The organism is Inquilinus limosus MP06, assembly GCF_000767795.1.
Taxonomy (GTDB): Bacteria; Pseudomonadota; Alphaproteobacteria; order DSM-16000; family Inquilinaceae; genus Inquilinus; species Inquilinus limosus_E.
In genome coordinates this window covers 1-14,918 of sequence record NZ_JANX01000101.1, presented here as the reverse complement: position 1 = coordinate 14,918, position 14,918 = coordinate 1, and the positions used below count along the sequence as shown (strand labels likewise).

Here is a 14,918-nt window from a genome sequence, read left to right as displayed (position 1 = left end):
GCCCAGTCGCGCAGCGGCTGGAACCGCTTCTCCGCCCCGGCGCCGGCCTCGGGCGCCACCGGCCCGGCCTCGGGCCGGACCGAGAGCAGCCGGTACAGGTACATCGGGCCGCCGGCCTTGGGGCCGGTGCCGGACAGGCCGTGGCCGCCGAAGGGCTGCACCCCGACCACGGCGCCGATCAGGTTGCGGTTGACGTAGACATTGCCGGCCGTGGCGCGGTGCGACACGCGGGCGATGGTCTCGTCGATCCGGGTGTGCACGCCGAAGGTCAGGCCGTAGCCGGTGGCGTTGATCGCGTCCAAGAGCTGGTCGAGCTGGCTGCGGCGGTAGCGCAGCACATGCAGCACCGGCCCGAACACCTCGCGCTTCAGCTCGGCGATCGAGTCGATCTCGATCAGCGTCGGCGGCACGAAGGTGCCGTGCTTCGCCGCCTCGGGCAGTGGCAGGGCCTGGACCTTGCGGCCCTTGGCCTGCATCGCCTCGATGTGCTTGCTGATGATCCCCCGCGCCTCGTCGGTGATCACCGGGCCGACATCGGTGGCCAGCCGGTCCGGGTTGCCGACGGCCAGCTCCTGCATCGCGCCCTTGAGCATGGTCAGCACGCGGTCGGCCACATCCTCCTGGATGCACAGGATGCGCAGCGCCGAGCAGCGCTGGCCGGCGCTGTCGAAGGCCGATGCCAGCACGTCGCCCACCACCTGCTCCGGCAGGGCCGAGCTGTCGACGATCAGCGCGTTCTGGCCGCCGGTCTCGGCGATCAGAGGGATCGGCCGGCCCTCCGGGTCGAGGCGGTCGGCCAGCGCCTTCTGGATGATCTTGGCGACCTCGGTCGAGCCGGTGAACATCACGCCGCGGGTGCGGCTGTCGGCGACCAGCCGCGCCCCGACCTCGCCGGCGCCCGGCACCAGTTGCACCGCTCCGGCCGGCACCCCGGCCTCGCGCAGGATCCGAACCGCCGCGGCGGCAATCAGCGGCGTTTCCTCCGCCGGCTTGGCCAGCACCGTGTTGCCGGCGGCCAGCGCCGCCGCAACCTGGCCGGTGAAGATCGCCAGCGGGAAGTTCCACGGGCTGATGCAGACCACGGGGCCGAGCGGCCGATGCGTGTCGTTGGAGAACTGGTCGCGCACCTGGGCCGCGTAGTAGCGCAGGAAGTCGACCGCCTCGCGCACCTCGCCGATCGCGTTCGGCAGGGTCTTGCCGGCCTCGCGGATGATGGTGCCGAGGAGGGCCGGCATCCGCGCCTCCATCAGGTCGGCGGCGCGCATCAGGCAGACGGCGCGGTCGCCCGGCGGCGTGGCCTGCCAGATCGGCGCGGCCGCGGCGGCCTGGGCCATCGCCTCGTCCACCTGCTCGGCCGACGCCTCGACCACCTGCCCGACCACGTCGCGCCGGTCGGCCGGGTTGCGGATCTCGCGTGCCCGATTCATGTCCAAGGGCCCGTCGCGGTCGCCGTCGCCCAGCATCGGCACGGCGCGGACCACCGCATCGACCCCCGACAGCAGCGCGGCCGACAGCGAGGCCAGGCGCTGCTCGTTCGACAGATCGATGCCGGCGGAGTTGTCGCGGCTGTCGCCGAACAAGGCGCGCGGCGCGGCGATCTTGGCATGCGGCGCGCCCAGCGGCTGGACCTTGCGCGCCGCCTCGACCGGGTCGGCGATCAGCTCGTCGATCGAGACGTCGGGGTCGCCGATGCGGTTGACGAAGGAGGTATTGGCCCCGTTCTCCAGCAGGCGGCGGACCAGATAGGCCAGCAGCGTCTCATGGGTGCCGACCGGGGCGTAGATCCGGCAGGGCCGGTCCAGCTTGTCGCGGCCCACCACCTCCTCATACAGCCCCTCGCCCATGCCGTGCAGGCACTGGAACTCGTACTGGCCGCGATAATAGTTCTCGCCGGCCATCTTGTAGATGGTCGCCAGCGTCTGGGCGTTGTGGGTGGCGAATTGCGGGAACACCGCGTCCGGCGCCGCCAGCAGCTTGCGGGCGCAGGCGAGATAAGAGACGTCGGTGTATATCTTGCGGGTGTAGACCGGGAAGCCTTCGAGGCCATCGACCTGGGCGCGCTTGATCTCGCTGTCCCAATAGGCGCCCTTGACCAGCCGCACCATCAGCCGGTGGCCGCTGCGCCGGGCCAGGTCGATGACATAGTCGATCACGAAGGGGCAGCGCTTCTGATAGGCCTGGACCACGAAGCCGATGCCGTTCCAGCCGGAGAGATCCGGGTCGAAGCACAGCGCCTCCAGAAGGTCGAGCGACAGCTCCAGCCGGTCGGCCTCCTCGGCATCGATGTTGAGGCCGATGTCGTAGCTGCGGGCCAGCACCGCCAGCGCAGTCAGCCGCGGCAGCAGCTCGCCCTTCACCCGGTCGGCCTGGGCGCGGGAATAGCGCGGATGCAGGGCCGACAGCTTGATCGAGATGCCCGGCCCCTCATAGATGCCGCGCCGCTCCGCCGCCTTGCCGATGGCGTGGATCGCCTGCTCGTAGTCGCGGTAGTAGCGGTCGGCATCGGCCGCGGTGGTCGCCGCCTCGCCGAGCATGTCGTAGGAGTAGCGGAAGCCCTTGGCCTCGAGCTTGCGGCCGTTGGCCAGCGCCTCGGAGATGGTCTGGCCGGAGACGAACTGCTCGCCCATCATCCGCATGGCGATGTCGACGCCCTTGCGGATCAGCGGCTCGCCGCCGCGGCCGATCAGCCGGGTCAGGGCGGCGGACAGGCCGGCCTCGCTGTTCGTGGTCACCAGCTTGCCGGTCACCACCAGGCCCCAGGCGGCGGCGTTGACGAACATCGACGGGCTCTGGCCGACATGGGACTGCCAGTCGCCGGAGGAGATCTTGTCCCGGATCAGCGCGTCGCGGGTGGCGCGGTCGGGGATGCGCAGCAGCGCCTCGGCCAGGCACATCAGGGCCACGCCCTCATGGCTCGACAGCGAGAATTCCTGGATCAGCCCCTCGACACCGGCGCCGACGCCCTTGGCACGCAGCGCCTCGACCAGGGTGCGGGCGATGCCCCTGGCCCCGTCGGTCACCGGCTTCGGCAGGGTGGCGCCGGCCAGGATGAAGGGCAGGCACTCCTCCTCCGGCCGGCGATAGGCGGCGGTGATCTTGGCGCGCAGCACGGTCTGCGGCTGCACCGACTGGGCGAAGTCGAGGAAGGGCTGCGGGCCGGAGTCCTCGGCCGTCGTCACGTCGGCCGCGTCGCCGGCTTCGGCCTCGTCGGGGCCGCCGAAGGTCTCGCCGCGCTCGACCCGGTCGAGCATCAGCAGCATGGCCTGCTTGACCAGCCAGTGCGGGGTGCGGCCCTGCTTCTCCGCCGCCGCCTTCAGCCGCGCCCGCAGCTCGTCATCGATCTTCACGCCGAACGTCGTGCTGCCCATGGCCCTGCCCTGCGGTTTGTTGTGTGGCAGTAGTACCATCGATCGGGCTAAAGGTGCAACCTCACCTTCCGCCGGGTTGCACCTCCCTACTCCGTCATTGCGAGCGCAGCGAAGCAATCCATGCAGCCGCTCGTGCGGGACGATGGGTTGCTTCGTCGTCTTCGCCTCCTCGCGATGACGGTGAAGGCGTCAGGACAACCAGCCCGGCCGCCGCGACGGAACCCGCCCGGTCAGAGCGGCCTCGATGCAGTCGCCGAGGGTACCGAGACGCACGGCGCAGCCCGACAGCCCCGGCCCGTAATGGGCGTATTTGCCGGAGGTGGTGATGACCGTCTTCGCCTCCACCGGGAAGACGGGCCGCGAGATCGAGCACCAGCAGAGATCGGGGATCACATCGACACCGCCGACGCGCAACCGCGCCATGGTGCCGTCGGCCTCGGCGGCGGCGATCACCTGCCGACCTGCGGTGACGATCACCGCGACCTCCGGAGTCCGTCGGCGGCCGGCCAAACCCTCGGCGAGCGCTCGACACTCCGAAAGCGAAGCATGCGGGCTGCCGATGGCGACGAGCTCCACCGCCTCCGGCCCCTCGTTCAGCTTGGCCCAGCCCTCGGCCAGCTGCGCGCGGGTGATGACGACGCGGTCGGCCCCGGGATCGACCGCCCGCCCCGCCTCCGGCGTGATGCCCTCGACATGCAGCATCGGCGCCGCCGAGGTGGTGCCGAAGGCGGCGCAGAGCGCCTTCAGGTCGTCCCGGCTCGGCCCCGCCCCGGCCAGCCCGCGCAGCAGCGGCACCCGGTCGGGCGCGGCATGGCCGGCGAGATAGCCGATCAGCGGCCAGGCCTCCGGCCCGGCGCCCTCCGGAAGCTCGACCTCGACGATCCGCTTCGCCCGCCGATGCTCGTCCAGGAAAGCGCCGGCGAGAGGCGCGCGGCCGGTCAGCGCGATGCAGAGGTCCAGGAAATCCGGATGCTTGGCCGTCCGCGCGCCGAGCACGGAGTTGGCGAAGATCACCGCATTCGATTCCGACCAGCCGATCGGCTCGCCCGCACCCGGCGCATCGTCCAGGAGATAGGGGGCGCAGGTGAAGCTTGGCCGGCACCCCATCCGCACGTAGGAGTCAGCCAGCCGCGCCGCCGGGCCGCCGAACTCCGGCGGCACGCCCTGGACATGCCAGTTCTGCCGGTCGACCGAGATGGCGTTCATCGTGGTCGGCACCCGGACCCGGGCGCCGAGCTTCTCCATCGTCTCGGCGAAGACGAGGTTCGCCGGCCCGGCATAGATGCAGCCGTCGATATGGGCGCGCGTCACGTCGGTGAGCGCCGCAGCCCCCTGCTGCCGCGCCATGGCGGTGAGGATGCGCATGGCCTGCTGCAGGGCCGGGCCGTCCGCACCGTCGAGCATGGCGCGGTCGCGGGCCTCGAGCGCCAGCGCATCGGCGGGCGACGGCGCGACGGGGATCCGCAGCCCGTCGATCTCCAAGGCGTCCGGCGTGATTGACGCCATCCGGGCAGCGGCCACGGCGGCGAAGGCCTCGGCCGGCAGGCGCAGGACGGGGATCGCCCGCCCGAACATTTCGGCGGCGACGATCGCGCCGAGGGTGAGCGTGTCCTCCGGCTCGGAGAAGACAAGGGCCGCCGGCGCCCGGCCTGCCGTCGCCAGCTCCAGCAGCACGCCCGACCCCGAGCAGGAGCCGCGGCTGGTGGGCATCAGCACGACCGCCCCGGCCAGCGCGGCGCCGTGCCGGGGATGGTGCATGTCGATGACCCGCCCGGTGGCGGCGTCGACCCCGCCCCAGAAGCTCAACCCCTCGTCCATGGCGACGACGGGGCCGCCGGCGGTCCCGCTGAGGAGGCTGAGCCCCGGACCGGGGCTGTCGGCGCTGGCTGGCATGGGTGGGGTCCGTTGGCTGTTACGGACGACGCCTATGGCCGCTCACGACTTTGGACAAGACCTAAATGTCATCCTCGGGCCCGAACGACAGGTATCCGGTTGAGGCTTTGAGTGGGGGATACAGCGATTGGCCTCAACTTTATTGTCATTGCCGGGCTTGACCCGGCAATCCAGGGCCACGGAGAGCCGCTCTGGCCGCCCCTGGATCCTCGGGTCAAGCCCGAGGATGACAATAAAGCGGAATGGCGACCTCTACGCCTAGACCAGGTCGCGCGGGGTGTCCTCGGTCCAGGAGCGTTCGGTCACCACCTCCCCGTCCTCCTTCGCCGTCGGCGCGGTGGTCAGGTGCCAGCGGTCGAGAGATCGGCGGTCGGCACCGACCGGGTCTCGATCCGGATGCGCCAGCCGTGGCGGCCCTTTTCATGGGACCGGGCCGGGACGCAGCGGGCCGACAGGACATGACCTTCATCCGGACGACAGCAGAATCGTCATCGAACTTGTCTAGACCTCTACATGAATCCCGTCCGGAGAGTCCGATGAGCGCCAAGACCCTGGGGCCCGAGCCCCTGATCGCCCCGACCGCCCGAGTCTCGTCCTGCAGCCTCGGCCTCTACACCGAGATCGGCGCCCATGCCGTGCTGAACGAGGTCACGCTCGGCGACTACAGCTACCTGATGGACGGGTCGATGGCCTGGTGCGTCGAGATCGGCAAGTTCTGCTCGATCGCCGCCTACACCCGGCTGAACGCGCCGAACCACCCGACCTGGCGGGCGACGCAGCACCATTTCACCTACCGCTCCTCCGCCTACGGCCTCTCGGACACCGACGACACCGACTTCTTCGGCTGGCGGCGCGAGAACCGGGTGACGATCGGCCACGACGTCTGGATCGGCCACGGCGCCATCGTGCTGCCCGGGGTCACGGTCGGCACCGGGGCGGCGATCGGCGCCGGCGCCGTAGTCACCCGCGACGTCGCCCCCTACACCATCGTCGCCGGCAGCCCGGCCCGGCCGATCCGCCGCCGGGTGACCGAGGCGGTGGAGGCGCGGCTGCTGGCGCTGGCCTGGTGGGACTGGCCGCATGACCGGCTGCGCGCCGCGCTGCAGGACTTCCGCACGCTCGACGCCGAGGGGTTTTGCGCCAGGCACGCAGCCGGGGGCTGAACCGCCGACCGGCGACGGAACCGACCGTCCCGCCATCCGGTTGTTGCAACGCCTGCCGCAACCTGGAGGACCGGCCGATTCCGTCGATCACCGCCGCCGCCGCGCCGACGCTGCACGACCCGCAGGCCGAGGCCTTCTACTCCGACGCGCTGCGTGATCTGGCCGCGACCGGCCTGCCGTTCCTGCTGGCCGGCACCTACGCCGTCAGCGCCTATACCGGCATCTCGCGTCCGACCAAGGACCTGGACATCTTCTGCAAGGCCGGGGACAGCCCACGGATCCTCGGCCACTTCCACGACCTCGGCTTCTCGATCGAGATCGAGGATGAGCGCTGGCTGGGCAAGGTGCACAAGGGCCGGCATTTCTTCGACGTGATCTATGCCTCTTCGAACGGCACCATGCCGGTGAACGACCAGTGGTTCGAGCATGCCCGGGAGATCGAGGTCTTCGGCAGCAAGGTCCGGATCGTCGCCCCGACCGAGCTGATCTGGTCCAAGGCCTTCATCCAGATGCGCCACCGCTACGACGGCGCGGACGTGGTCCACGTCATCCTCAAGCAGCATGACGAGATCGATTGGCAGCGGCTGCTCGGATACATGGAGCTGCATTGGGAGATGCTGCTGGTTCATCTGATGAACTTCCGCTGGGTCTACCCGACGGAGCGCGACCGGGTGCCGCGCTGGCTGATGGACGAGCTGATGGACCGGCTGCGCCACCAGCTGGACCTGCCCCCGCCGCAGATGAAGGTCTGCCGCGGCCGCATGCTGTCGCGGGTCGACTACGCCGCGGCGGTCGAGGACTGGGGCTTCGCCGATGTCGGCGGCGAGGGCGAGTGGCGCGACGCCTGACACGAGACAGGAGAGCGGAACCGACCCATGGCGAAAGACGGGACATTCACCGTCGCCGCGATCGGCGACATCCACGTCAAGGACGATTCCGACCCGCTGCGCGAGATGTTCGGCGAGATCGGCCAGGCCGCCGATGCCCTGGTGCTGTGCGGCGACCTGACCGACACCGGCACGGTACAGCAGGCGGAACGGCTGGCCGAGGACCTGCGCGCCTGCCCGATCCCGGTGCTCGGGGTGCTGGGCAACCACGACTACGAATGCGGCGCGGTCGACGAGGTGCGGTCGATCCTGACCCAGGCCGGGCTGCGCCTGCTGGACGGCAGCGCGGTCGAACTGGACGGGGTCGGCTTCGTCGGGGTCAAGGGTTTCGCCGGCGGCTTCGGGCGGCGGATGCTGGGGTCCTTCGGCGAACCGGAGACCAAGGAGTTCGTCTCCGTCGCCGTGTCCGAGGCGATGCGGCTGGAGAACGCGATGCGCACCGTCAAGACGCCACGGGCGATGGTGGTGCTGCACTACGCCCCGATCGTCGAGACGATCGAAGGGGAGCCGCTGGAGATCTATCCCTTCCTCGGCTCCTCACGCCTGGCCGAGACGATCGACCGCTTCACCGTCAGCGCGGTGGTGCACGGCCACGCCCATCGCGGCGTGTATCAGGGCCACACCCCGGGCGGGGCGCCGGTCTACAACGTCGCCTGGGCGATCGAGAAGCCGAGCGGCCGACCCTACGCGCTGATCGACCTGTGACGGAGCTCAAATGGAAGGGGCCGCCCGGAGGCGGCCCCTGCCCGTCCGCATCACGCCCGTCACCAGGTGCGGATATCGCCGGTGTCGACGTGGACGAAGTTGGAGCGCGGATAGTAGCCGACGCCACCCGCCTGGAGGTCGACCGCGTTCCGGCGCAGGCTGGCCAGGCTCATATTCGGCATGAAGATGTCGGCCGCCTGCCCCTGGATGTGCAGGGAATTGCGGGCGACGCCGCGGCTGCGGCGGGCCAGCATGGCGTTGGTGGCGCGGGAGCGGTAGCCGCAGACGACATGGATCGGCTCGTCCGACCCGCCCCGGCGCTGCAGAGCATTGAGAATGTCGAGCAGCTTCGGATCCATCACCCGGACTTCGTCCGACCGCCAGTCGCGCAGGAAATAATTGAACTTCGCCAGGACGTCCGGATTGTACCAGCCGTCGACAAAGTACTCTTCCTTGATTTCGACCAGGTTGTGGGCGTCGTAGAGATGAAGCGTTCTTCGATTGGTGGCGGCAAGGGCTGAGAGTGGTGCGATGGGCGCGACGGCTGCGGCTGCGACAGCCCCGGCCGACATCCTCAGGAATTGCCGTCTCTGCATCGTTCCCGCTGCTCCTAACATCACTCGCTACGCTTCCGGCATTTCTGACGCTTTACACGCCTATACTCGGCGCCGGGCGTTCGATGGCGTCCTTTGTGAAGCAGGCCGAAGCGGGAATCAACCATTTCTTCTCACGTTTACAAAGAAACTCTGTGATATAATGGCAACATTGTGGTAGATCTGTCGCACTTCTGGTGAAACTAGAAGTAAAACTCCGGAAAATCATAATATAGAATTTGCAGCATCGCGAAAACATCAAGGAAAAATAAAAAAGGACGACCGAAATTCGGCCGCCCTTTGGAGCAACGTTTGAATCGTACGAGGATTTCAGCGTGAAGATGCGAGTTGTTCGCGCCGGGTTTCACGGGCCTGCAGCGCCGCGATGACCTTGGCGTCGATGCCGTAGATGTCGTCCCGGAACGCCACCTCCCCGCTCCGATCGATCCATGCGGTCTGGTAGACGAGGTAGAGCGGCATCGGAGTCGGCAGATTGATTCGAGTCGTCGGGGTCCAGCTGCCCATCACCCGCTCCCGCCGCGCCGGCGACCAGTCGGGCGATCCGTTCAGCAGGTAGTCGGCCAGCCAGATCGGGTCCTGCAGCCGCACGCAGCCATGCGACAGGGCCCGGTTGCTGCGCTTGAAGTAGCTCTTCGACGGCGTGTCGTGGAGATAGACGGCCCAGTTGTTGGCCATCATGAACTTGACCTTGCCCAGGGCGTTGCCCGGCCCCGGCTCCTGCCGGATGCGCAGGCCCCGCATGGTGCCGGCCCCGACGCCGTTCCAGTCGACATAGTCGGCGCTCATCTCCCGCGAGCCGCTGCCCCAGCCGGAGAACAGCTTGTAGTTGCGGCTCGCGAGATAGCCCGGATTGCTGCGCAGCCTCGGCAGGTACTCCTTGCTGGCGATCGACGGAGGCACCGTCCAGGTCGGGTTGAACTCGAGATAGGTCAGGGCGCTGTTGAACAGCGGCGTCTGGGTCTTGGGCTGGCCGACCACGACATCCATGCTGCGCACCAGCTGGCCGTCGGCGACGACGTCCATGGAGAAGGCGGCGAGATTGACCATCAGGTAGTCGGGGCCGAGATCGTCCGGCAGCCAGCGCAGCCGCTCCATGCTGGCGATGATCTGGTTCATCCGCTCCGGCCCCTGCCGGTTCAGCATGGCCAGCGTGCTGCGCCCCAGGATGCCGTCGGCCTTCAGCCCGTGCTTGCCCTGGAACTGCTCGACCGCCGTCACCAGCTGCGGGTCGTAGAGCCGGCTCTGATCCGCCGGATCGCCGACGAACTCGCCGGTCGCGGCCAGGCGCGCGCGCAGCACCGGCACGCGGTCGCTCTCCTGCCCCGGCCGCACGCTCTCGCCCGGCGGGATGGTGGGCCAGCCGGCCTCGGCCAGGGTCTCGTATCCCCGCAGCGCGCCCTTCAGCTTCTGGTACAGCGCGTGCTTCGGCGCCAGATCGGCCAGGAACCGGTCCGGGTCGGGCAGCATCGACACCGCGGTGGCGAGGGCCGCCCGGTCGACCGGCTTCGGCGTGATGTCGAAGGTGCTGTCGATCTCGCGCGGCACCAGCCGGCCCACATGCACATCGGCGCCGTAGCGCATGACCGCGGCGCTGAGCAGGATCTCGGCGGCCACGACGTCGTCCGCATCGGCGGACCGGATCAGGTCCTGCAGCGGCTCGACGTAGTAGTCGGCCGGGACCAGCCCGTCCTCACGCGCCTTGGCCAGGCGCGCCATGACCGGCCCAACACGCGGGTCGAGCCGCCCGTCCATGTCGATCCACAGCGGAAACCAGCCACGGCCCGCATAGAGGTCCCGGACGCTCTGCGCCTTCAGGACCACACCGCCGACCGTGATCGTCTCGGCGTCGCCGATCGCGGCCTCGATCGCCGCCCGCGGGTCGGAGAGGGAAGCGACGTCCGGCGAGACCGCTGTCGCGGGCGTCAGCCCGGCCTGCGCCACAGCCGGCAGCACGGCCGCGCCGAGCAGCAGGGACAGAAGCGGGACAGCCAAGCGTCGCATCGTCGAAACTCCAGCAACCTTCAGATACGTAGCGCGGGCGCGGGACCAGGGGAGTCCTTTTGCCGTGATGGAATCGTTAAAGTCACACTGCGTTGCGGCACAGCAACATAAATATGCAATTTTATCTTCATTGCCGACAAGATGCCGTCCGCGGCTTTGCCCTTCCCGCCCGGGCGCTGCCCGCTTAGGGTACGCACCATGAACGCCGCCACGCCCCCTTCCGTCATCGACGCCGCCAAGGGTCGTCATCCCTTGCGCTCGCTCGCCCCCTACCTCTGGCCGGCCGGCCAGCTGGAGATGCGGGTCCGGGTGGTGCTGGCGGTGCTGCTGCTGATCGCGGCCAAGATCGCCAGCGTCTACACCCCGATCTTCTACAAGCAGGCCATCGACGCGCTGTCGGTGAAGGGCGGGCTGCCGCTGATCCTGCCGGTCGGCGTCATCCTGGCCTATGGCGCGGCCCGGGTGCTGAGCCTGGCCTTCGGCGAGCTGCGCGACGCGATCTTCGCCAAGGTGGCGCAGCGCGCCATCCGCCGCACCGGCCTGGCGACGTTCCAGCACCTGCACAGCCTGTCGCTGCGCTTCCATCTCGACCGCCAGACCGGCGGCCTGTCGCGGGCGATCGAACGGGGCAATGCGGCGATCGACACCTTGCTGCGCTTCATGCTGTTCAACATCCTGCCGACGCTGGTCGAGATCCTGTTCGTCGTCGCCGTGCTGTGGTGGATCCTCGACCTGTGGTTCGCCCTGGTGACGCTGGCCACGGTCGTCCTCTACATCGCCTTCACCCTGTGGGTGACGGAATGGCGGACCAAGTACCGCCGGCAGATGAACGAGACCGACCAGGAGGCCAACACCAAGGCGATCGACAGCCTGCTGAACTTCGAGACGGTCAAGTATTTCGGCAATGAGGACCATGAGGCGCGGCGCTACGAGGCGTCGCTGATCCGCTACGAGCGGGCGGCGGTGCGCAGCCAGGTGTCGCTGTCGCTGCTGAACATCGGCCAGGCGGCGATCATCGCCATCGGCCTGACCGCGGTGATGTGGATGGCCGCGGCCGGCATCGTCGAGGGCCGGCTGACGGTCGGCGACTTCGTGCTGGCCAACACCTATCTGATCCAGCTGTACCTGCCGCTGAACTTCTTCGGCTTCGTCTATCGCGAGGTGAAGCAGGCGCTGGTGGACATCGAGAAGATGTTCTCGCTGCTCGGCGTGCCGCAGGAGGTGACGGACGCGCCGGGCGCCCGGCCGCTGCAGGTGCAGGGCGGCACGGTCAGCTTCACCGATGTCGAGTTCGGCTACGACCCGCGCCGCGCCATCCTGAAGGGCGTGACCTTCACCGTGCCGGCCGGGCACACCGTCGCCATCGTCGGGCCGACCGGGGCGGGCAAGTCGACCATCAGCCGCCTCTTGTTCCGCTTCTACGACGTCACCGCCGGGGCGGTGCGGATCGACGGGCAGGACATCCGCGACATCACCCAGGCCAGCCTGCGCGGGGCGATCGGCATCGTCCCGCAGGACACGGTGCTGTTCAACGACACCATCCGCTACAACATCGCCTATGGCCGGCCGGGGGCAACCGACGAGGAGGTGGTCGCGGCCGCCCAGATGGCGCGGATCCACGACTTCGTGCTGCGCCTGCCCGACGGCTACGACACCAAGGTCGGCGAGCGCGGGCTGAAGCTGTCCGGCGGCGAGAAGCAGCGCGTGGCGATCGCCCGCACCATCCTGAAGGACCCGGCGATCCTGCTGTTCGACGAGGCGACCTCGGCGCTCGACACCAACACCGAGCGCGAGATCCAGGCCAATCTGCGCGAGGTCAGCCAGGGCAAGACCACGCTGGTGATCGCGCACCGGCTGTCGACCGTGATCGACGCCGACGAGATCATCGTGCTGGCCGACGGCCGCATCGCCGAGCGCGGCAGCCATTCCCAGCTGCTGGCCGAGAACGGCCGCTATGCCGAGATGTGGCGCCGGCAGCAGGAGGCGGCGGAGCGCGGCGAGCTGGTGGCGCCGGACCGGCCGAACCGCGATCCGGAGATGGTCACGGCGTCATGACGGAGCAGCGGCAGGAGCCGGGTTGATGCGCCCCTTGTTCCGACCGTTCGCCTGGTGCCTGCTGCTTGCGATGGCTTGTGCACCGGCCGGCCGGGCCTCTGCGGAACAGCCCCCGCTCTCCCAATCGGTCCTGTTCTCACAGGCTTTCGGCTCCGGCTTCACCGTCGCGGCCTCCGACGGGCCGGTCGAGCTTTCGCGGCTCGACATCGGCCTCCTCGGGGTGCCGAGCGGCCGGATCGTCGCCTGCGATCCCTTCGTCTGCGACGGCATCGAGGCTTTCGCCCGGCGCGTGCCCATCGGCAAATTCCCGGTCCAGCTGGCCCTGGCAAAGCTGCCGGATGACGAGCGCGTGGCCTTCGCCCGCATCCTCTTCTCCGACCGGCCGGCGGTGCGCTGGGAGATGGCGCTGCGCCCCGGCCAGACCCTCGCGGCGCTGAAGCCGGGATACATCCACGGCTACGGCGTCGACACCGGCACCGGTGCGTTCATGGACGCCGCCACCCAGGCGCCCTACCTGGCGGCGACGGCCGGCGAGGCCGCGACGATGCGGCTGGTCGATGCCCTGAACAGCGCGCCGGTCGGCAGCCGGGCCTGGCTGCTGCGCCCGTATGGGCAGGCCAATGTGGCGATGTTCTCCTCGGGCTGGGGCGACGGCTTCTACGCCTCCTGGTTCGGCCTCGACGAGGCCGGCCGCGTGGTCGCGCTGGTCACCGATTTCGGCGTGGTGGAGTGGCGCGCCGGGAAATAGCGCGGCCCCTTACGATCTCTGCGAGCCCGCCCCGGCCAGCGATTTGGCCGGCTGCGGCCACGGCCGCTCCGCCGGCGCAGGGCTGCGCACGAACACCGCGACCGACAGCGCGCCGACGATGGCGATGGCGCCGGTCAGCACGAAGGCGCCGGCGAAGCTGCCCGACCACTCGACCATGAAGCCGGTGACCGACGGCGCCACGATGCCGGCGAGGTTGGCGATCAGGTGGACGAAGCCGCCGACGCTGCCGACCCGCCCCTCCTCCACCGTGTCGAGGATGATCGCCCAGTAGGTGTTCGCGGTCAGGTACATGAAGAAGACCGAGACCGCCATCAGCGCCACCACGCCGGTGACGCCGGTGACGACGCCGGCCAACGCGACGCAGATCGCCGCGATGGCCAGGCTGCCGACCAGGATCAGCTTGCGCGCGAACACGGCGTTGCCGGTGCGCTGGTAGAGGCGGTCGCAGACCATGCCGCCCAGCACCATGCCGATGCAGCCGATCATCCAGGGGATGGCATTGACCACACCCATGGTCCCGATGCTGAGGCCCTGCGCCTTGACCAAATAGGTCGGGAACCAGGACAGGAAGAAATAGAGGATGTAGGCGTAGCCGAAGAAGGCGAAGGCGGTGGCCAGGATCGCCGGCCGGCGCAGATAGGCGGAGAGCGGCAGCCGGGCCGTCACGGCCGGCGGCTTGGCCCGCTCCTCCTCCAGCTCCTTGCGCTCGACGGTGCCGAGCCAACGGTGCTGCTCCGGCCGGTCGGTGGCCAGCAGCGCCCAGCCCACGACCCAGGCCAGCCCGACCGCGGCGATGACGATGAAGGAGATGCGCCAGCCCGCCAGCACGGCGATCGACCCGACCACCGGCCCGGCCAAAGCGGCGCCGATCGGCTGCCCGGCATTGGCGAGGCCGACGGCGGTCGCCTGCTCGCGGCGCGGAAACCAGTTGCTGACCACCTTGTTTGCGGTGGCGCTGAACGGCCCCTCGCCCATGCCGAAGACCACCCGCACCACCAGCAGGAAGGCCAGGCTGGTGGCGGCGGCGGTCAGGCCGCAGAACACCGACCAGACCGTCATCGCCAGGGTGAAGACGTTCTTCGGCCCGATCCTGTCGGACGCCCAGCCGCCGACGAAGCAGAACAGGGCGTAGCCGAAGAAGAAGCTGCTGAAGACGATACCGAGGCGGGCGGGGTCGAGTCCGAGGTCGTCGGCGATCAGCGGCGCCGCGATCGACAGCGCGGCCCGGTCGAGATAGCTGATGCCGCCGCCCAGGAACAGCAGGAAGACGATGAACCAGCGCAGCCGCGCTCCCATGGCGTCCCTCCTCCCATGATGGCCGGCTCTGCTGGCCGGATGTTTGCTCGGGGCGATCGCGAAGCGGGATCACGCCGGTCTTTCGGATTGCCTCTCCCGCCGGACGCGGGAGAGGTCGACAGCGCGCAGCGCTGGCGGGTGAGGGCTGGTCCCGGCCTCGACAAAAT

The 14,918-nt window shown here is 69.4% G+C and carries 10 protein-coding genes; 5 read left to right on the top strand and 5 right to left on the bottom strand.

The genetic code is table 11. The annotated features are described in order from the left end of the window. Together putA and lhpI are read right to left on the bottom strand one after the other, a co-directional pair. Positions 1–3,368, bottom strand: a 3,368-nt coding sequence (gene putA / locus P409_RS10885; protein WP_052120378.1) for a trifunctional transcriptional regulator/proline dehydrogenase/L-glutamate gamma-semialdehyde dehydrogenase, incomplete at its 3' end; no start/stop codon positions are given. Between the two features lie 189 nt (positions 3,369–3,557). Further along, on the bottom strand, positions 3,558–5,261 hold the full coding sequence (gene lhpI / locus P409_RS10880; RefSeq protein WP_034835403.1) for a cis-3-hydroxy-L-proline dehydratase: 1,704 nt from the start codon (positions 5,259–5,261) through the stop codon (positions 3,558–3,560). Positions 5,262–5,797: 536 nt separating this feature from the next. Between lhpI and P409_RS10875 the strand changes: the two genes are divergently transcribed. From P409_RS10875 to P409_RS10865, 3 genes are read left to right on the top strand one after another with little or no spacing between them, the layout of a single operon-like run. Further along, positions 5,798–6,424, top strand: a complete 627-nt coding sequence (locus P409_RS10875; protein ID WP_034835400.1) for a DapH/DapD/GlmU-related protein — start codon at positions 5,798–5,800, stop codon at positions 6,422–6,424. Then, entirely contained in the window at positions 6,397–7,272 is an 876-nt protein-coding gene (locus tag P409_RS10870) for a nucleotidyltransferase family protein (protein WP_238578647.1), read from the top strand. Before P409_RS10875 ends, P409_RS10870 begins: the two co-directional genes overlap by 28 nt. Before the next feature lie 27 nt (positions 7,273–7,299). Beyond that, positions 7,300–8,016 carry a metallophosphoesterase family protein gene (locus tag P409_RS10865; RefSeq protein ID WP_034835398.1) on the top strand — a complete coding sequence of 239 codons (717 nt, stop codon included), beginning with the start codon at positions 7,300–7,302 and terminating at the stop codon, positions 8,014–8,016. A gap of 59 nt (positions 8,017–8,075) precedes the next feature. Here the strand turns inward: P409_RS10865 and P409_RS10860 are convergent, their stop codons facing one another. Together P409_RS10860 and P409_RS10855 are read right to left on the bottom strand one after the other, a co-directional pair. Beyond that, a complete protein-coding gene (locus P409_RS10860) occupies positions 8,076–8,612 on the bottom strand; it encodes a DUF882 domain-containing protein (RefSeq protein WP_034835395.1) in 537 nt (178 codons plus the stop codon). Between the two features lie 327 nt (positions 8,613–8,939). Next, on the bottom strand, positions 8,940–10,622 hold the full coding sequence (locus P409_RS10855) for a L,D-transpeptidase family protein (protein ID WP_034835392.1): 1,683 nt from the start codon (positions 10,620–10,622) through the stop codon (positions 8,940–8,942). 207 nt (positions 10,623–10,829) lie between these two features. Here P409_RS10855 and P409_RS10850 point away from each other — a divergent pair, with 207 nt between their 5' ends. Both P409_RS10850 and P409_RS10845 read left to right on the top strand, forming a co-directional pair. After that, complete coding sequence (locus tag P409_RS10850; RefSeq protein ID WP_052120374.1) at positions 10,830–12,686, top strand: ABCB family ABC transporter ATP-binding protein/permease; 1,857 nt, start codon at positions 10,830–10,832, stop codon at positions 12,684–12,686. 25 nt (positions 12,687–12,711) lie between these two features. Beyond that, positions 12,712–13,434, top strand: a complete 723-nt coding sequence (locus P409_RS10845) for a DUF4241 domain-containing protein (protein ID WP_052120372.1) — start codon at positions 12,712–12,714, stop codon at positions 13,432–13,434. Positions 13,435–13,443: 9 nt separating this feature from the next. Here the strand turns inward: P409_RS10845 and P409_RS10840 are convergent, their stop codons facing one another. Continuing rightward, the gene (locus P409_RS10840) at positions 13,444–14,751 is read right to left on the bottom strand and encodes an MFS transporter (protein ID WP_034835390.1); all 1,308 of its coding nucleotides are present in this window, start codon (positions 14,749–14,751) and stop codon (positions 13,444–13,446) included. Between the last annotated feature and the right edge of the window lie 167 nt (positions 14,752–14,918).